This window comes from Frankia sp. BMG5.60, from assembly GCF_059428125.1.
In genome coordinates this window covers 6,537,558-6,555,637 of sequence record NZ_CM182091.1, presented here as the reverse complement: position 1 = coordinate 6,555,637, position 18,080 = coordinate 6,537,558, and the positions used below count along the sequence as shown (strand labels likewise).

Annotated in this window: 13 protein-coding genes; 7 read left to right on the top strand and 6 right to left on the bottom strand. The window is 72.9% G+C overall.

Translation table 11 applies throughout. The features are described from left to right. The first annotated feature begins 93 nt into the window (after positions 1-93). From AC5R91_RS26885 to AC5R91_RS26875, 3 genes are all read left to right on the top strand, one after another. Entirely contained in the window at positions 94-1,065 is a 972-nt protein-coding gene (locus AC5R91_RS26885) for a quinone oxidoreductase family protein (RefSeq protein ID WP_495394072.1), read from the top strand. Between the two features lie 265 nt (positions 1,066-1,330). Beyond that, positions 1,331-3,361: a phosphatidylglycerol lysyltransferase domain-containing protein gene (locus tag AC5R91_RS26880; protein WP_495394071.1), complete on the top strand. Its 2,031-nt coding sequence runs from the start codon at positions 1,331-1,333 to the stop codon at positions 3,359-3,361. 257 nt (positions 3,362-3,618) lie between these two features. Continuing rightward, complete coding sequence (locus AC5R91_RS26875; RefSeq protein ID WP_495394070.1) at positions 3,619-4,521, top strand: SAM-dependent methyltransferase; 903 nt, start codon at positions 3,619-3,621, stop codon at positions 4,519-4,521. 14 nt (positions 4,522-4,535) lie between these two features. Here AC5R91_RS26875 and AC5R91_RS26870 read toward each other — a convergent pair whose 3' ends face one another. Beyond that, positions 4,536-5,687, bottom strand: coding sequence for an LmeA family phospholipid-binding protein (locus AC5R91_RS26870; protein ID WP_495394069.1), 1,152 nt, complete (start codon positions 5,685-5,687; stop codon positions 4,536-4,538). Positions 5,688-5,782: 95 nt separating this feature from the next. Here AC5R91_RS26870 and AC5R91_RS26865 point away from each other — a divergent pair, with 95 nt between their 5' ends. After that, positions 5,783-6,433, top strand: a complete 651-nt coding sequence (locus AC5R91_RS26865; RefSeq protein ID WP_495394068.1) for a histidine phosphatase family protein — start codon at positions 5,783-5,785, stop codon at positions 6,431-6,433. Positions 6,434-6,757: 324 nt separating this feature from the next. Here the strand turns inward: AC5R91_RS26865 and AC5R91_RS26860 are convergent, their stop codons facing one another. Next, complete coding sequence (locus tag AC5R91_RS26860; protein ID WP_495394067.1) at positions 6,758-7,360, bottom strand: NsdA family TPR-like regulatory protein; 603 nt, start codon at positions 7,358-7,360, stop codon at positions 6,758-6,760. Between the two features lie 17 nt (positions 7,361-7,377). Between AC5R91_RS26860 and AC5R91_RS26855 the strand changes: the two genes are divergently transcribed. Together AC5R91_RS26855 and AC5R91_RS26850 are read left to right on the top strand one after the other, a co-directional pair. Beyond that, positions 7,378-7,830, top strand: a complete 453-nt coding sequence (locus AC5R91_RS26855; protein ID WP_495394066.1) for a glycine-rich domain-containing protein — start codon at positions 7,378-7,380, stop codon at positions 7,828-7,830. Between the two features lie 15 nt (positions 7,831-7,845). Then, on the top strand, positions 7,846-8,727 hold the full coding sequence (locus AC5R91_RS26850) for a hypothetical protein (RefSeq protein ID WP_495394065.1): 882 nt from the start codon (positions 7,846-7,848) through the stop codon (positions 8,725-8,727). Positions 8,728-8,757: 30 nt separating this feature from the next. Here AC5R91_RS26850 and AC5R91_RS26845 read toward each other — a convergent pair whose 3' ends face one another. Continuing rightward, positions 8,758-9,459: a M24 family metallopeptidase gene (locus AC5R91_RS26845; protein WP_495394064.1), complete on the bottom strand. Its 702-nt coding sequence runs from the start codon at positions 9,457-9,459 to the stop codon at positions 8,758-8,760. Positions 9,460-9,636: 177 nt separating this feature from the next. Here AC5R91_RS26845 and AC5R91_RS26840 point away from each other — a divergent pair, with 177 nt between their 5' ends. Then, positions 9,637-14,073, top strand: a complete 4,437-nt coding sequence (locus AC5R91_RS26840; protein ID WP_495394063.1) for a bifunctional nitrate reductase/sulfite reductase flavoprotein subunit alpha — start codon at positions 9,637-9,639, stop codon at positions 14,071-14,073. Between the two features lie 38 nt (positions 14,074-14,111). Here AC5R91_RS26840 and AC5R91_RS26835 read toward each other — a convergent pair whose 3' ends face one another. Genes AC5R91_RS26835 through AC5R91_RS26825 form a run of 3 tightly spaced genes read right to left on the bottom strand, consistent with a single transcriptional unit; the run spans position 14,112 to position 17,709 of the window. Next, entirely contained in the window at positions 14,112-16,067 is a 1,956-nt protein-coding gene (locus AC5R91_RS26835; RefSeq protein ID WP_495394062.1) for an MFS transporter, read from the bottom strand. Continuing rightward, positions 16,067-16,528: a MarR family winged helix-turn-helix transcriptional regulator gene (locus AC5R91_RS26830; protein ID WP_495394061.1), complete on the bottom strand. Its 462-nt coding sequence runs from the start codon at positions 16,526-16,528 to the stop codon at positions 16,067-16,069. Before AC5R91_RS26830 ends, AC5R91_RS26835 begins: the two co-directional genes overlap by 1 nt. Positions 16,529-16,587: 59 nt before the next feature. Further along, on the bottom strand, positions 16,588-17,709 hold the full coding sequence (locus AC5R91_RS26825) for a phosphotransferase family protein (protein ID WP_495394060.1): 1,122 nt from the start codon (positions 17,707-17,709) through the stop codon (positions 16,588-16,590). Between the last annotated feature and the right edge of the window lie 371 nt (positions 17,710-18,080).

The following is an 18,080-nucleotide window of genomic DNA, read 5'->3' as shown; positions in this document are numbered from 1 at the left end:
AGTAACCAGTGTTTCACGGGTTACCTTCGCGTCCGCGCCGCCCCGATCAAGCGGTGGCGGCGGCACTCAGCCGGAGACGCGAGGAGATGAACAATGCAGACCGTTCGCTTTCACGAGTACGGTCCCCCCGACGTTCTGCGGGTCGAGGAGATCGCTGATCCGCGGCCGGGTCCCGGCGAGCTGCTCGTCCGGGTCACCGCCGCGGGAATCGGATTCGCCGACGTCCAGATCCGAGCTGGGCTGATGCGCGACACTCTGCCCGATCTGCCGCTGCCCTTCGCACCGGGATTCGAGGTCGCGGGTACCGTTGTCGGCGTCGGAGATGGCGTCGATCCGGAGGCTGTCGGTCGCCACGTCGTCGGCGCGACGTCCCGCGGTGGCTACGCGGAGCTCGCCGTCGTGCCCGCGGCCTCGGCGCTGCCGCGACCCGAGGCACTCGACGACCCGACGGCCCTCGCGCTGTTCGGGCAGGGCTCGACCGCGGTGGGCGTGGCCGCGGCGGCCGGCCTCGGCCCGGCGGACACGGTGCTGGTCGAGGCCGCGACGAGCGGCGTGGGCAGCCTGCTGGTGCAGTTGGCCGCGCGGGCGGGCGCACTGGTGATCGCCACTGCCCGCGGCGCACGGAAACTCGCGCTGGCCCGGGAGCTCGGCGCGGACGTCGCGATCGACCACGACACACCGGACTGGCACCGGCGCGTCGGCGAAGCCGCGGACGGCGGCGTCTCGGTGGTGTTCGAATGCCTCGGCGGAGTGGCCTCGCAGGCGGCGTTCGGCCTGTTGACGCCGGGGCACAGCCGGATGGTGATCTACGGGACGACCAGCGGGCAGCCACCGCGCCTCGACCCGCTGGCCGTGTTCCACCGGGGGGTGTCGGTCATCGGCTTCTCCTCGCCTGCGCTGCCTGCGCACCGGCTCACCCAACTGCGGAAGCAGGCGTTCGCCCTGGGTGGCGGCGACGCGCTGCGGCCGATCATCGGCAGCGTCCTGCCGCTGTCGCAGGCGGCTGCCGCGCACCGCAACGCCGAAGATCGCACCACGGTCGGAAAGTCCGTTCTCGCCCCCTGACGGCCCGCTCCTCGACATGCCCGACGGGAATCTGTCGGGCGGACGTTGGCGGCGGTCGTCCTGCGGCAGCGCGTTCACCAGGCAACCCGACGGTTCCGCGGATGTGCACAGCCGCGGGCCGCCGCGGGGACGACGATCCGTCGGCGCGCCCAAAAGTTGGCGAACCGCCGAACCTCCAGGTGCGCCGGGGATGTACCGTGCCGGCGGTCCCGGACCTCGCCCGGGCCGCCCATGACCCCGGTTCGCAGCTTGGAGCGCCTACCTCGTGACGCGTCGCAAGAAGGGGACGGCGGCGACCGCCCCGTCCGGCGGGCGCCTGCCCGGACCTGCCCTGATCGCGACGCTGACCGCCCTCGTCGGGCTCGTCGACGTCATCGGCGCGATCAGCCACCGGCCGACCCGGTGGACCTGGCTCGGCCGGCTGATCCCCGGCATCGTGACGCAGGCCGCCACCGGTACCAGCGTGGGTGTGGGCCTGCTGCTCGTCGGCCTGGCCCACGGGCTGCGCCGGCGCAAGCGGCGGGCCTGGCGCGCGGCGGCGGCGCTGTCCGGCGCGGCCGTGCTGCTGGACCTCGCCCGCGGCCTTGCGGTGGTTCCCGCGGCCATCGACCTCGTCCCGTTCGCCGTCCTGGTCGCCTGCCGGCGCCACTTCCCGGCCGCCGGTGACCCGCGGACCAGGTGGCGGGCCCTCGGCGCCCTCGCCGCGCTGGGAACCGCGGACCTGGTCGTCGGGCTCGCCGTCATCCGGTTCCGCCACGGCGGCGGCGGCCTCGGGGCGCGGGTGGAGCACGTGCTGGCGGGCCTCGTCGGGGTGACCGGTCCGGTGCGGTTCGGCCCGGGTGACGGCGACCTCGTCGCGGCGGTCCTGCTCGCCCTCGGCGCACTCACCGTCGCCGTCCCCGGCTACCTCGCGCTGCGTCCGGCCGCCCCGGTCGCCGCGCTGACCGAGGCCGACGAGGCAGGGCTGCGGGCGCTGTTGGCCCGCCACGGCGGGCGGGATTCACGGGGACACGTGGCGCTGCGCCGCGACCGCAGCGTGCTGTGGTCGCCGTCGGGGAAGGCCGCGATCAGCTACCGGGTCGTCGGCGGGGTCGCGCTGGCCGCCGGCGACCCGATCGGCGACCCGGAGGCGTGGCCCGGGGTGATCCGCCCGTTCCTCGACCTCGCCGCCGCGCACGCCTGGGTTCCGGCGGTACTCGGCTGTGGGCCGGACGGCGGGCGCGCCTACCAGCGGGCCGGCCTGCGGGTGCTGGAACTCGGCGACGAGGCGGTCGTGCGGACCGCGGCGTTCGGCCTGGACGGGCGGGCGATGCGCGGTGTGCGGCAAGCGGTGGCGCGGGTCGAGCGCGCCGGCTACACCGCCCGGATCGACCGGGCCGCCGATCTGGATCCGGCCGAGCGGGCGGCGCTGGCGGACCGGGCGGTGGCCTGGCGTTCCTGCCGCACCGAACGCGGCTTCTCCATGGCGCTGGGCCGCGTCGGCGCGCCCGAGGACGCCGACTGCGTGATCGTCCGGGCGTTCCAGGACGGGCGGCTGCGCGGCCTGCTGACCTTCCTGCCCTGGGGACCGGACGGCCTGTCCCTGGACGCCGTGCGCCGCGACCGGACCGCCGCGAACGGGCTGACCGAGTTCATGGTCGTGGCCCTGCTACGCGAGGCCGGCCGGCTGGGCGTCACCCGGGTGTCGCTGACCTTCGCCCCCTTCCGCGCCGCTCTGGCCCGCGGGGAACGGCTGGGCGCGACCCCCGCACTGCGGCTGTGGCGCGGGCTGCTTCTCGCGGCGTCCCGCTGGTTCCGGATCGAGTCGATCTACCGCTTCAACGCCAAGTTCGACCCGGACTGGCAGCCCCGTTACGGCTGCTACCCGACCACCCGCGACCTTCCCCGCGTCCTGTTCGCCGCCCTGCGCGCCGAGGCCCTGCTCCCCCGGCCCTCGCTGCCCGGACGCCGCCCGCACCCGCCCTCCTCCCCGACAGCCGACGACAGCAGCACCGCCGAGCAGGCGCCGCAGGAATCACGCGAACGGCCGGGACCCGAGCCCGCCGAATCAGCGGGGTCAGCGGCGTCAGGGCGGGCGGAGGTGCCGGCGCGGTCCACCGCCCGCCGCCGGGATGGATCTCATCCGACGGACGGCGGCCACTCCCGCGAGGGCCGGCACAGCCAGGAGCCCGGCCAGGCCCACGACGGCGGCCCTTCCCGGGACGGCATTCGTCGCTCCCCGCACCGGGCCACCCGACCGCGATCCCCCCGTCCGCGCCATGCCGAGACCCCCGACCGCTCCCCCAATATTAGTTAAATCATTAACGATTTCCGCTTCCGTGAAGCGGAGGGACAGCAGGGGATCTCATCCACAATGACGAAGCAAAAACCGGCGAAGTGGCCTCCGCTCGGTCCTGGACGCGGCCGATGACGAGGGGACACGCCGGACAGGAAAGGATGATGCCGGCGCCCGGCTCGTCTCCGCGACCGGCCGCACCTCTCTGCCCACAGATAGCCATGGACCCGTTACGATGATTTGTGCCGCATCGTCCGGATAGCGAAGGAGCTGGACCGATGCCAAGCACGGATCTTCCCGACCGGGCCGACCGTGGCCGGAACGCCCCGGATCGAGATTCCTCAAAGCGGGACGACAAGGAGTGGTGGAAGGCATTCATGGAGCAGCGCACCTCGGTGGAGCTGAAGACCGATCGGCCGCACGCCGCCCGCATGTACGACTACTACCTGGGCGGGAAGGACAATTTCCCCGCCGACCGGCTGGCCGCCGAGCAGGCCCTGGCCGTGTTCCCGAACGGTCGCGTCACCGCCCGGCAGAACCGTGCGTTCATGGCACGCGCGATCCGCTACCTGGCCGGCGAGGTGGGAATCCGCCAGTTTCTCGACGTCGGCACGGGCATCCCCACCTCCCCGAACCTGCACGAAATCGCCCAGGCCACCGCGCCGGAGTCGCGCGTGGTCTACACCGACAACGACCCGATCGTGCTCGCGCACGCCCGCGCCCTGCTGACCAGCAGCCCGCAGGGACACACCGCCTACCTGGACGCCGACGTCCGCGACACCGACCGCATCCTCACGTCGCCCGAACTGCGCGACACCCTGGACCTCGACCGACCGGTGGCGCTGTCCCTCGTCGCGCTCCTGCACTTCGTCCCGGACGCCGACGACCCGGACGGCATCGTCCGCCGGCTCGTCGACGCGCTGCCCTCCGGAAGCTACCTGCTGCTGTCGCACATCACCGCCGACTACGACCCGGCCTGGGAGCGGGTGACCGAGACCTACCGGGCCCGCGGCATCCCCGCCCAGCAGCGCTCCCGCGCCGAGTTCGCCCGCTTCTTCGACGGCCTGGAACCGGTCGACCCGGGCATCCAGGTGGTCCACCGCTGGCGCCCGGACGGCGCCGTCCCCGACCTGACCGACGCCGCCGTCAGCATCCACGGCGGCCTGGGCAGAAAGCCCTGACGGCCCGGCCACCGTCAGTTGCCGGTGGGGCGGCAGGGCTTCTGGTCGGCTGTCGAGACTTCGATGTTCGTCGCGGTCGCGGCGAGCGACAGACCCGTGGCGTCGGTCGAGGCGTTGGTGACGGTCAGATTGAAGGGCAGGTCACCGACGGGAATCGGGATCTGTGGCACGTAGCTGCCGAGGTTGCCGAGCGGGAACGTCAGGTTGAACAATCCGCTCAGCGAGATCTCCGACGGCACCAGCGTGACCTTGTTGTCGTGGACGGCGAAGGTGGTCACGCCGCCGACCTGCTGGTCACCGAGCAGCGGGATGTTCGCGGTCGCGGTGATCTCGAGGCGGCTACCACCGTCGACCGGGGTGATGTGCACCCGGCCGGGTTGGGTCTGGAGGAAGGCGTTCAGGTCGGCGTACGTCATGCGGACCGCCGCCCGCATGTCGTCGATGCGGATGGTGCCGTCGCCGCCGGTGGCGAGCCTGAAGATCGGGACGTGGACGCCGCGGACGTGTGCGCTGATCCGCTCGATGCGGGGGCCGGTCGTGGGCAGGCCGGTCATGGTCATGCCGACGTCGGAGAACGATCCGGTCAGCACCTGGGTGAGGAACGGGAAGCCGCCGATGCTGACGTCGGAGACCGTCGGCGGGGGGGTGTCGCACGGCAGGTCGGCCAGGGCACCGCTGCGGATCTGGCTGGCCATCTCCCGTTTCGCGAACGCGACGGCGACTCGGTCGGCGACGACGAACTGCGCGACGAGCGCCGCCAGGACAATGAACGCGATCCCGGCACGGCGACCGGGGCGACCGGGGCGACCGGGGCGACCGCGCCAGGCGGTGCGGGTCCGCCGGGTCGCGGTGGTGACTCGCTCTGGCGACTCTGCGGGTCGTGCCGGCAGGTCCGGCGACTCGCCGTCGGCTGCCGTCGCGACGGCTGCGCCCGCGACGGGATGTGCGACGGTGTAACCACCGGTCCGTGACCACTTTTCGCTCCACGGCCTGTCCGCACCGTCGTTTCCCTGGTCGGCGTCGACCTCGACCTCCCATGACCTGCCGGTGTTTCTCAGGCTACCGTCACCGGTGCGCGCGACGGCCGAGTGACGCGAGGAGATAGTGACGCGAGGAGTTGACGCCCGACCCTGACCTCCTCGACCGGCGTGCGTCGCCAGTGACACGCGGACGTCGCGAGCCCGCGCCGGCCGACTCCTGGACTGACGTTGACAGTCGCCGGCAGCATCGGTTCGCTCGGCTGGTGACAGGTGGCGCAACCTTGCGGCTGGCACTGGTGAGTGCGGCACCGACGCCGGCGCTGCGGGCCGCCCGATTCCCGGCCGACGAGGACCTCGACCCCGATGGTCGGCGCCGCGCCGCGCTCGCGGCCCAGGCCGTGGCGGGCGGCGTGCTGCCCGGCCGGGCTCGGGTGCTCACCGACGGTTCCGCCCGCGCCCGCCAGACCGCTCAGGCGCTTGCCCTTCCGGGCGCCGACCCGCCCGCGGACGTCGACGGGAGCGGGGCCGTGCCCGCGGCGGGCGTCGAAGCCGCGCTGCGGGACCTGGACGTGGGTGACTGGCGGGGCCGCGGGCTGGACGAGGTGCCCCTGGACAGCCTGCGGCGGTGGCATGAGGACCCGGCGATGACGCCGCCGGGCGGCGAGTCGCGGCTGGACCTGCTCGACCGGGTCGGTGGCTGGCTCGCGCGGCTGGGCGGCGAACCGGTGGATGTCGCCGCGGGGAATGTCATCGCGGTGACCCATCCGGCGGTTGTCCGCGCGGTGCTGCTCCTCGTGCTGCGCTGCCCGCCGGAGATCTTCTGGCGGATCGACGTCGCCCCGCTGACCGCCACTCTGCTGCACCGCCGCGTCTCCGCCGAACCCGATGCCGCCGCCGGCTGGACCCTCACCCATGCCTGCCGCCCCCTCTGAGTCCGCCCAGAGGGCGGACTTCTGCCCTTTCAGCCCCCGCGCGTTCCGCGCGGCAGCATCGAAGATCAGAAGGACAGGACCGGCCCTGCCCCCGCCGAACGCGCCTACGAACCGGCTACGACCCGAACCACGGCCCGACCGATCGGGCCTATCCGAACCGCCGGCATGGGCCGTCGAGGCTGCCAGGGGGCAACTGGGACGGTTCGCGGTCCCGTCGGCTGTGCTGGCTGTGGCCCGATCGCTCGCGGCAGGACACGACCGGTGAGGCGCATCCCCGCGCCGCGGTCCGGATCTGGCAAGTCGAGCGAACGACTTGTGCGGCTGTCACACGTCGACTACCTCTTCCCGGAGCATGGCGGCAGCGTCCAAAGCTGATGAGGATGCAGGCGAGTGGAGAACCTTGGCCGTGGCGCTCAGGAGAATCGCATTGACCCGAGATGAATTGATCTCCCCCGCGTAGACCAGCAGGCCCTCCATAGTCGATTCCAAATCCCTCCAGTTCCCGGCCATGACCTGCACTTCCAGCAGCGACGCAAGGTTGTGATATTTCCGGCACCTTTCCCTCGCGGGTGTGACTTCGATAGATCTTTGCAGCGCTTCTAGCGAATCGGACCAGCGACCAAGGTCAGAATAGATCATTCCCTCATGCCAGAAGACTTCCTGATCATTGATCCACCAAAACCAGTAGGGCTCACCGTCGCGTACACCTTCCATGTAGAGGCTTCGCGCTTTCGCGAAGCTGTCGAGCGCGCCACTTATGTCGCCCCCCTGGGCCAGGGCGCGGGCCTCCCGCGTGCGGAACAATGTCTCTAGACGAGGGGTCAGCCTGTTGGTTTCGAGCACTTGCCGGGCGAGCGTGAGAGCTTCGGCAGGGCGGCCAAGGTGAGCCGCATGCATCGCCATATTCTGCGTGACGAGCAGCTCCATTGCGTGGAATCGGACGGATGACATCTGCGCGTGAACTGGTGACCCCTGACCTGTTCGACCGTCTCACTGAGCGGGTCATGAAGGACGAGGGTCACGACCGCGGCCACTCCGAAAGGGTGGTCGATCAGGCGTTGGTCTTCCTCAAGGCGTGTGCCGACAACCCCGGTGCCGCCCTCGCTCCGTCGACGGCCGTCGACCCCGGGTGGCACGTCTTCCTCCTCCACACCCGTGACTACGCGAGCTTCTGCGCCCGCGTCGCGGGCCGGTTCATCCACCACGAGCCCACCGACGGCGACCGCTCGCGCGCCGGTACCCTGCACCGGACCATCACGGCCGTGCGCGCGACCGGGTACGAGGTCGACGAGAAGCTGTGGACCTTGGCGGCCGTAGCGGACTGCGCGGACGAAGGGAACTGCTCCGCCTCCGGCAAGGACGGGGACGAGAACCAGGGCAGCAGGATTCCCAAGTAGGAGGAAGAGCGACAGATGGTGACCACCGCATGGGAGGATCTCCCGGCCCTGCTACGGGGCGAAGTGGAACGCCACGTCGGCCCCGTCGCGCAGGCGACCCCTATCAGGGTCGGAGGTAATAGCGACCTCGCCGCATTCCTTGATGTACCTGAAGGTCGGGTCTTCCTCAAGGGCGTCAAGGGGATATCGCGGCCCATGCGGTGGCTCCGCAACGAGGTCTCAGCCGGCACGCTCGCGGCGCCGCTGGCTCCGGCCGTCCTGTTCTCCGTGGAGCTAGACGACTGGTTGGCGGCCGGCTTCGAGTATGTGCCCGGCCGTCCGGCCGACCTCTCCCCCCGCTCGCCGGACCTGGAACGTGTCGCGTCGACTCTTGAACGGATGAGCGTCATGGCGGCCACGGGACTCAAGGGCCTACACGAGCGGTGGACGGTCCGAGACTGGTGGAGCCGCCTTGCCACAGAAGCACCCGCCCACGTGGCAGAATGGGACGTTGACAGGATGGACCGATGGACCGCGCTTGCACCGGAAGCCGTGCAGGGCGACCGGCTCACCCATACCGACCTTCACGGCGACCAATTCGTACTCGGCGCAGACGGGCGGGTCCACGTCATCGACTGGGGATGGCCAGCAGCGGCAGCCGAATGGGTTGACACCGCCTTTATGGTGATCCGGCTTGTCGAAGCCGGGCATACCCCTGCCGAGGCGGAAGAATGGGCGGGAACGCTACGGACATGGTCCGGCATTGACGGCGACGCGGTCAATGCCTTCGCAGCCTTCGTTGCTGGCCTGTGGACCTACCGCGCGGCCACGGACAACGATTCCGGCATGCACGGCCGTGCAAGGATAGCGCGGGAGTACGCCGCGTGGCGACTTGCCGATATCGGACACGATCGGTAACCCCGACGATCATGAAGTCGGATGTGCGGCCTAGTCGATGCGGTGGCCGAGGTCGAGGAGTTCCTCGTGGAAGCCGCCGAAGGCGCGACCGCGGTCGACGAGGTGGATCTCCAGGATCCAGTGGCAGGGCCGGCCGTCGACGTCGACCCGCCGCATCGGCTGGTCACTGCCGGGGGTGACGTAGTACTCGACCTTGTTGCCGGGGATGCGGGCGTGCGGGAACTCGCCGACGAGGTGGCCGGCGAGCGGGCCGCCGTAGACCCAGCCGGCGTCGGCGGCGAGCTGGCCGACGGCGGCGTACAGCTCGGCGCCGGTGACGTCCGGATGGGTCTCGAAGTAGCGGCGGCCAGCGTCGAAGATCCGCGGCAGGTCGGCGAGCAGCCGGTGCTTGACCGGGTCGTCGCCGAGGACGAAGGTTCGGCCGAAGTCGGCCTCCCAGCCCTCGAAGACCGGCCCGAAGTCGCAGAAGACGATGTCGTCGGCGCCGATCGGCCGGTCGGGCGGGTTGTCGGCGTAGGGGTACACCGTGTTCGGCCCGGCTCGAACGATCCGCTTGTGCCAGTGCCGCTCGACGCCGAACATCTCGTGGGCGAGGTCGCGGATCTGGTCGCTGACCTCACGCTCCCCGCGACCGGGGGTGATCAGGCCACGCACGGTGACCTCGTCGAACAGCTCCACCGCGCGGGCCTGCGCGGCGAGCAGGTGGGCCACCCGGTCAGCTTCGAGATCCACGATGGGTCATCGTACGGACGCCGCGGCACCGGCGCCCCGAGTCTCACATGGAGCTGGCAGCCGAGGTGCGCGCGACGTTACCGCCGCCGCCGGCGCGTGCGATGCCCGCGAAACGGGTCGTTCCTACAGTCAGTGCGGACATCGTCCGACTGTCCCTGGTCAGGGAGGGGACCACCCATGACCGCACCCGCCCATCCGGCCCCGACCCGCCAGGACATGGCAGGTCAGGTGCGGTCGGTCTGCTCCTACTGCGGGGTCGGCTGCGGGATGGTGCTCGACGTCGAGACGGGCGAGGACGGCCGGCGCCGCGTCGTCAAGGTCACCGGCGACCGCGAGCATCCGGCCAACCGCGGCCGGCTGTGCACCAAGGGGGCTACCAGCGCGGAGATGCTGGCCGCGCCGGGCCGGCTGACCAGCGCGCTCGTACGCGGCGACCGGCAGGGCGAGCCGGCGGCTCTCGACGTGGACGCCGCCATCAGCCGGGTCGCCCGGGAGCTGCGCCGGATCGTCGACACCCACGGCCCCGACGCGGTCGCGTTCTACGTCTCGGGGCAGATGTCGCTGGAGGCGCAGTACCTGGCGAACAAGCTGGCGAAGGGGTTCGTCGGCACCAACCAGATCGAGTCGAACTCGCGGTTGTGCATGGCCAGCGCCGGCAGCGGCTACAAGCTGTCGCTCGGCGCGGACGGCCCGCCGGGATCGTACGAGGACTTCGACCACGCCGAGGTGTTCTTTGTCATCGGCGCGAACATGGCCGACTGCCACCCGATCCTGTTCCTGCGGCTGCTCGACCGGGTCAAGGCCGGTGCCCGGCTCATCGTCGTCGACCCCCGGCGCTCCGCGACGGCCGCCAAGGCCGACCTGTTCCTCCAGATCAACCCGGGCACGGACCTCGCGCTGCTCAACGGCCTGCTCCACCTGCTGGTCACCGGCGGGCACATCGACGAGGCGTTCATCGCCGAGCACACCGAGGGTTGGGAGGCGATGCCGGCGTTCCTCGCCGACTACCCGCCGGACCGGGTCGCGGAGATCACCGGCATCCCGGCGGCGGACATCCGCCGGGCGGCGCAGTGGATCGGCGCGGCCGGGGCGTGGATGAGCCTGTGGACGATGGGCCTGAACCAGTCGACCCACGGCACCTGGAACACCAACGCGCTGTGCAACCTGCACCTGGCGACCGGGGCGATCTGCAAGCCGGGCGCGGGCCCGTTCTCGCTGACCGGCCAGCCGAACGCGATGGGCGGGCGGGAGATGGGCTACATGGGACCGGGCCTGCCGGGACAGCGTTCGGTGGTGGCCGCGGACGACCGCGCCTTCGTCGAGCAGCGGTGGGGCCTGCCGGCGGGCACGCTGCGCACCGACGCCGGGCGGGGCACCGTCGACATGTTCGCCCGGATGGCCGCCGGCGAGATCAGGGCCTGCTGGATCATCTGTACGAACCCGGTGGCCTCGGTAGCCAACCGGCGCACGGTGATCGAGGGGCTGGAGGCGGCCGAGTTCGTCGTCGCCCAGGACGCCTTCGCCGAGACGGAGACGAACGCCTACGCCGACGTGCTGCTGCCCGCCGCGATGTGGGCCGAGAGCACCGGCATCATGATCAATTCGGAGCGGAACCTGACCCTGGTCCAGCAGGCGGCCGACCCGCCCGGCCAGGCCATGGCGGACTGGCGGCTCGTCGCCCGGGTCGCCGCCGAGATGGGCTACGCCGACGCCTTCGCCTACCGCGACGCCGAGGAGGTCTTCGCGGAGATCCGGGCCTTCCACAACCCGCTGACCGGCTACGACCTGCGCGGCGTCAGCTACGACCGGCTGCGCGAGACGCCGGTGCAGTGGCCGGCCGCGGCGGCGGACGGCCCGGCGCGCAACCCCGTCCGGTACCGCAACGACGGGATCAGCCAGCGCCTCGTCGAACGGCCCGACGGGACGCGGCCGCGCCTGGCGTTCGCGACCCCGTCGGGGCGGGCGGTGTTCCATCCACGCCCGCACCTGCTCGCCGCCGAGCTGCCCGACGACGACTTCCCGTTCGTGTTGAACACCGGCCGCGTCCAGCACCAGTGGCACACCCTGACCAAGACCGGCAAGGTCGCGAAGCTCAACCGGCTCAACCCGCGCCCGTTCGTCGAGATCCATCCGCGCGACGCCGAGGCCCTCGGAGTCGGCGAGGGCGACGCGGTCGAGGTCGCCTCCCGGCGCGGACGGGCGGTGTTGCCGGCGGTCGTGACCGACCGGGTGCTCCCCGGGAACTGCTTCGCGCCGATCCACTGGAACGACCTGTTCGGCGAGTACCTCAGCGTCAACGCGGTCACCTCCGACGCCGTCGACCCGATCTCGTTCCAGCCGGAGCTGAAGGTCTGCGCGGTCGCCCTCACCCGGGTCGCCGCCGCGCCGACCGACTCGCCGGCCGATGCGCCGGCCGATGCGCCGGCCGATGCGCCGGCCGCTCGCCCCGCGGCGAGCGCCCCTCCCGCGGACGCGCGAACCGCGCCGATCGCGACGGGCGCGCACCCGGGGGCACCGTGGCCCACGGCACCGCCGACGGCGGATTCCGGGCCGACCGCGGCGGAGGCGCTCGGGGAGCTGTTCGGCCTGCGGGGAATCGCCGCGCCAGCCCTCGGCGACGACGAGCGGCGCTACCTCGCGGGATTCGTCGCCGCCCTGGGCGACGCGGTCCCGGGGACGACACCGGGCGGGGTTCCGGTCCTGCCGCCCGGCTCTCCCCTCGCCCCCGCGCAGGCGGCGTGGGTCAACGGCGCGCTCGCCGGGGCGTTCTCCCGGACCCCCGTGCCCCCGCTCGCCCCCGCGGGTGACCTCCCCGCGGGTGACGTCCCCGCCCAGCGCCGCGGCGGCTCCGCCCCCGCCGACCCGGAGAGCCCCGCCGGCCCGGAGAGCCCTGCCGGCCCGACTGCCACGGACGCGGAGGGCGGGACGGGACCGGCGACGCGGGAGATCACCGTGCTGTGGGCGTCCCAGACGGGCACCGCCGAGGACTTCGCCGTCACGACCGCCGCCGAGCGGCTCACCACCGCCGGTTGGACCGCGCGAATGCGGTCCATGGGCGAGTGCTCGCCCGAGGAGCTGCGTGACGGCGGCGACCTGCTCGTCATCACGAGCACCTTCGGCGACGGCGAGGCGCCGGACAACGGCGGCGGCTTCCTGGAGTCGCTGTCGGCGCCGGATGCGCCCCGCCTACCGCACCTGCGCTACGCCGTGCTCGCCTTCGGCGACTCCAGCTACGCCGACTTCTGCGGCCACGGCCGGCGCGTCGACGAGCGGCTCGGCGAACTCGGCGCGGTGCGGCTGGTGCCCCGGACAGACTGCGAACCGGACTACGAGCAGGACGCCGCGAGCTGGCTCCACGCCGTGCTCGCCGCGCTGGCCCCCGCGAACCACGGCGACCTCAGGAGGCCGGCCGACCCTGAGAATCCCGCCGCCGCTGAGAACCCCGCGGGCCCAGGGAACCCCGCGGGCACGGCGCCGGCCACCGTCGCGGGCCGGCCCTCCCGCGCGGCGCCGGCCGCCGCGCCGCTGATCGGCAACGAGCTGCTCAGCCGGCCCGGTTCGGCGAAGGAGGTGCGGCGGTTCGCCTTCCGCACCGCCGGCACCGCGCTGACCTACGAGGTCGGCGACGCCCTCGGCGTCTGGCCGGTGAACGGCGCCGACCTCGTCGCGGAGTGGCTGGAGCGAACCGGTGTCGACCCGGGCCAGCCCGTGCCCGTCAGCGGGGTGGGCGAGATGCCGTTCGCCACGGCGCTGCGCAGCCATCTAGACATCACGGGGATCACCCCGGCGTTGCTGCGGTTCGTCGCCGAGCGCAGCGGCGACCGCGACCTGCGCACCCTGCTGCGCCCGGACAACTCCGACGCGCTCGCGCGATGGACGTGGGGACGTCAGGCGGCGGACGTGCTCGCCGAGCTGCCTGTGCGGGCCGGGGCGGCCGAGTGGGCGGGGGTGCTGCGGCGGCTGCAGCCCCGGCTGTACTCGATCTCGTCGAGCCCGTTGGCCCATCCCGGCGAGGTGCATCTGACGGTGTCGGTGGTCCGGTTCGACGGCCGCGGCGGCCGGGCCCGCGGGGGCGTGTGCTCGACGTTCCTCGCCGACGGGCCCGGCGAGGCGCCGGTGCCGGTGTTCGTGCAGCGCTCGACCCACTTCCGTCCGCCGGCCGATCCGGACACGCCGCTGGTGATGATCGGGCCGGGGACGGGCGTGGCCCCGTTCCTCGCGTTCCTGCAGGACCGCCGCGCCCGCGGTGCCCGCGGCCGGACGTGGCTGTTCTTCGGCGAGCAGCGCCGGGCCACCGACTACTACTACGCCGAGGAGCTCGCCGCGCTACAGGCGGACGGCACGCTACACCGCCTGGACGTCGCCTTCTCCCGCGATCAGCGGTCGAAGGTCTACGTCCAGGACCGGATGCGCGAGCACAGCGCCCGGCTGTGGTCGTGGTTGCAGGACGGCGCCCACCTCTATGTCTGCGGCGACGCCAGCCGGATGGCGGCGGACGTCGACCGGACGCTGCGCGAGATCATCTCCCTGCACGGCGGCCTCGACACCGACGGCGCCGCCGTCTACGTCCGCCAGCTCACCGCCGACCGCCGCTACCTGCGCGACATCTACTGACCCGCCGCATCTACTGACCCGCCGCCGCCGACCCGTCATCACGGACGCCGGGCCGGACCAGCATCGCCACCGCGTGCCGGCCGACGTTGCCCGTCGGCGTCGTCACCGCTGTGCGCATCGGGCGCCTCCTCAGTGATCCTCGCGGACTGCCGCCCGATCTTTACCCCGTCCGGCGGCGCCATAGGCGCGGGCGGACCGGCCGGGCGGGCGGGGGTGGCGCCTCTCGGCACCGACGCCCCGCGCAGCACCGACGCGAGGCCGGCGAGCACGCCGAGCCCGGCGGCGACCGCGAACACGATGACGAGCCCGTGGTGGAAGGGCCCGGCGAGCAGCTCGGGGAAGAAGTCGCGGCCGGTCAGCGTCGCCCGGTTCGCGGGCGGCACCGCGGCCAGGCCGCCGCCGGCCGACAGCAGGTGCTCGACCGGGTTCACGCCGAGGACGGTGGCGAACAGCGACGACACCGGCGGCAGCGCGGCGACGTCGTGGGCGACCCCCGCCGGCACGCCCTGCGCGCGCAGGCCGCCGTCCAGCGCGTCCGGCAGGGTGGCCGCGAGACCCGCGATCATCAGCGAGAAGAACACGCCGATGGACAGCGCGGTGCCGGAGTTCTGGAACGTCGCGCGCATCCCCGAGGCTGCGCCGCGCTGTTCCGTCGGCACGCTGCCCATGATCGCCGATGAGTTGGGGGCGGCGAACATCCCGCCGCCGATCCCGTTCAGCCCGATGAGCAGGGCGAACGCCCAGTACGGAAAGTCGACGGGCAGCAGCATCAGGCCGACGAAGCTGCCGGCGAACACGGCCATCCCGGCGGAGGCGAGGCCGCGGGCACCGAACCGGTCGGACAGGAAGCCGCAGACCGGCCCGGCGACGAGGATGCCGACGGTCAGCGGCAGCAGGTAGATCCCGGCCCACAGGGGCGTGTCCTCGTAGTCGTAGCCGTGCAGCGGCAGCCAGATCCCCTGCAACCAGATGATGAGCATGAACTGCAGGCCGCCGCGGGCGACGGAGACGGCGAGGCCGGCGACGTTGCCGGCGGCGAACGCCCTGATCCGGAACAGCCCGAGCGCGAACATCGGCTCGGGATGCCGGCGCTCGACGGCGACGAAGACGGCCAGCAGCGCCACTCCCCCGACGAGCAGGCCGACGACCGTGGGATTGGTCCAGCCCATCGGGTGACCGCGGTAGGGCTGCAGGCCCTCGGTGACGGCGATGAGCACGGCGGCGAGACCGACCGCGAAGGTGATGTTGCCCCACCAGTCGATGCGCCGGGGACCGCCGCGCGCCGCGGAGGTCTCGCGCAGCCGCCGGTACGCCCACACCGTCCCGAACACCCCGACGGGCACGTTCACCCAGAAGACCGCCCGCCAGTCCAGCACGGCGAGCACGCCGCCGGCGACGAGGCCGACGAACTGGCCGGCGAGCGAGGCGACCTGGTTGATGCCGAGCGCGAAGCCCCGCTGGTCGGCGGGGAAGGCGTCGGTGAGGATCGCGGCCGAGTTCGCCGTGAGCATCGAGCCGCCGACCGCCTGCAGCACCCGCCAGCCGATCAGCCACAGCGCCCCGCGGCCGGCGTCGAACGGGTCGAACGACAGCAGGACGGAGGCGAGCGTGAACACCGCGAATCCGGCGTTGTAGATCCGGACCCGGCCGAACAGGTCGCCGAGCCGGCCCAGGGCGACGACGAGCACCGCCTGCACGAGCCGGTAGCCCATGATCATCCAGAGCAGGTAGCCGACGTTGCCCGGGGCCAGCGGGTCCAGATGGATGCCGCGGAAGATCGGTGGCAACGCGATGAGGACGATCGACCCGTCGAGCGCGGACATGAACACCGCCGCGGTCGTGTTCGCCAGCACCACCCACCGGTAGTTGCCGTCCGCACCCACCGCCGTGACAGCCGTCCCCGCGACGGACCTCCCCGCGCCGGACGTCCCGACGTCGGACGCCTCAGCGCCGGACGTCCCCGCGCCGGCCTTTCTCGCGCCGGACCCCGGCATCAGATGCGCTCTGCGAGGCGTTCGAGCAGCGGCGCGGCCGCGGCGAGCTGGTCCAGTTCGGCCCGGGTGAACCCGGCCGACAGAGCTCCGGCGAGCCGCTCGGTGCGCGCGTCGCGCCGGTCGCGCAGCGCCGCGAGCCCCGCCTCGGTCGGCGAGAGGATCACCTGCCGGCCGTCGGCCGGGTCGCGGCGGCGTTCGACCAGGCCGCGGGCCTCCAGGGCGCCGAGGGTGGCGCCCATGGCCTGCGGGCTGATCTGGTCGAGCCGGGCGAGCGCCGCCGCCGTGGCCGGACCGCCCCGGTCCAGGCGGGCCAGCGCCGCCGACTCGGGCATCGTCAGCTCCTCCGTGGGCTGGGCCTGGCGCAGCCGGCGCACGAGCATCCCGACGCTCAGCCGCAGGGCGACGGCGATCTGACGGACATCAGGGAGGGCATCAGGAAGGTCATCAGGGTGCGGGGGCATTTCATCAGGCTAGGTTGATAAGGCTGGCCTGACAAAATCTGGACTTGCCAAACCGGGCGTCAGCCGGCCCCCGGGCCCACGCCGGCGCGGGCCTCGTCGAGCACGCGGGCGAGCAGCCGGGCGGCGAACTGGTCGATCGGCGGCACCCGGTCGGGCGGCAGCAGCTCGTACTGGCGGATCAGCCTGGTGACCCGGGCCGCGAGCAGGGTGTGACGCAGCGAGGCGAGCAGGAGGTAGTAGTCCATGTCCGCCATCGGCCGACCGAGGAGCTCGGCGTAGCGGGCCACCGTCGCCGCACGGTCCGGCAGGCCGGGCAGGCGGGCCAACCCGACGCCCTCGCCGAGGTGGCGGTCGAGGTGCAGGAACCAGCCGAGGTCGGTCTCGGGCTGGCCAAGCGACACCATCTCCCAGTCGAGCACGGCCGCGACCCGCTCCCCCTGGAAGATCATGTTCCCGATCCGGGCGTCCCCCCACACCAGCCGGACGGGATGGCGCTCGGCCGGCGGATGGTCGTGCAGCCAGGCCAGCGCGTCGTCCACCACGCCCCGGGCGGCCTCGTCGACGGCGAAGAACTCCAGGTGCCGCTCGTAGGCGGCGAGCTGCTGGACCGCCCCGACCGGGCCGTACTCGGGCTGCCCGGCGAAGCCAAGCCCGAGCCGCTGCGGGTCGAGCCGGTGGATCCCGGCCATCGCGACCAGGCCCGCGTCCCACACCCTGGCCCGCGTGGCCGGCGCCATCTCGATCATGAAGCCCTGCATGTGGTAGGGCGGGAGGTCGGCGGGCACGTCGCCGTCGACCCGACCGAGCACCACGAACGGCGCGCCGAGCACCTCAGGGTCGAGCTCGTGGCCGTACACCGGCGGCACCGGAACGTCGGTGTCGCGGGCCAGGATCTCGGCGACGCGGCACTGTTCGGCGAACCGGTCCCACGGGTAGAGCCGAAACCGCCGCGGTGCCATCCGCACGACCAGCGGCAAGGAGACCCGCCGCCCGTCCGGACCGATCCGGGACGCCGGCAGCAACACCAGCTCCCCGGAGAACCCCTGCCCCGAGGGCACGGTCGGCTCGCCGAGCTCCCACCGCACCCCCGCCGTCTCCGCGTCGTCGTCGGGACGCGCGGCGAGCCAGGCAGCGAGTCGAACCCGCAGCCGGTCCGGATCGTCCTGGAACGGGACGGCCACGGCTGGCACCCCCTCAGGCCAGGCCGGGCGGCGTGGCGGTCGACCCTCACCTCGGGCGAGACCCGAGGGCTGCCCGCGGATGAGACAATCACGCCGAACGGGACATTCTCCAAAACCAGCCTCCCGCCGACCCCCACGCCGCGCAAGCACCACAGGCGGTTCCGCGGAACCGCGCCTCGCCGCGCGACCCGAGGATCGCCGTTTCGAGCGACTCTTCCGGGATGCGATCGGGCCCGGACGGGAGTGTCAGGGATGCCGCCTCGAAGACCTCGCGGTAGTCCGCGCCGGCGTCATCCACGTCCACGCTGCCCGCCCTTGCTCGGCACCCGGCCCCCGTGCGCGGGCCCCGTGCGCGGCCGGCGGGCGCGAAA

Bases quoted from the DNA above. Each gene is read 5' to 3' on its own strand.
- AC5R91_RS26885 (WP_495394072.1), top strand. From the start codon at position 94: ATGCAGACCGTTCGCTTTCACGAGTACGGTCCCCCCGACGTTCTGCGG.
- AC5R91_RS26875 (WP_495394070.1), top strand. From the start codon at position 3,619: ATGCCAAGCACGGATCTTCCCGACCGGGCCGACCGTGGCCGGAACGCC.
- AC5R91_RS26860 (WP_495394067.1), bottom strand. From the start codon at position 7,360: ATGGAGCTGCTCGTCACGCAGAATATGGCGATGCATGCGGCTCACCTT.
- AC5R91_RS26855 (WP_495394066.1), top strand. From the start codon at position 7,378: ATGACATCTGCGCGTGAACTGGTGACCCCTGACCTGTTCGACCGTCTC.
- AC5R91_RS26850 (WP_495394065.1), top strand. From the start codon at position 7,846: ATGGTGACCACCGCATGGGAGGATCTCCCGGCCCTGCTACGGGGCGAA.
- AC5R91_RS26840 (WP_495394063.1), top strand. From the start codon at position 9,637: ATGACCGCACCCGCCCATCCGGCCCCGACCCGCCAGGACATGGCAGGT.
- AC5R91_RS26835 (WP_495394062.1), bottom strand. From the start codon at position 16,067: ATGCCGGGGTCCGGCGCGAGAAAGGCCGGCGCGGGGACGTCCGGCGCT.
- AC5R91_RS26830 (WP_495394061.1), bottom strand. From the start codon at position 16,528: ATGCCCCCGCACCCTGATGACCTTCCTGATGCCCTCCCTGATGTCCGT.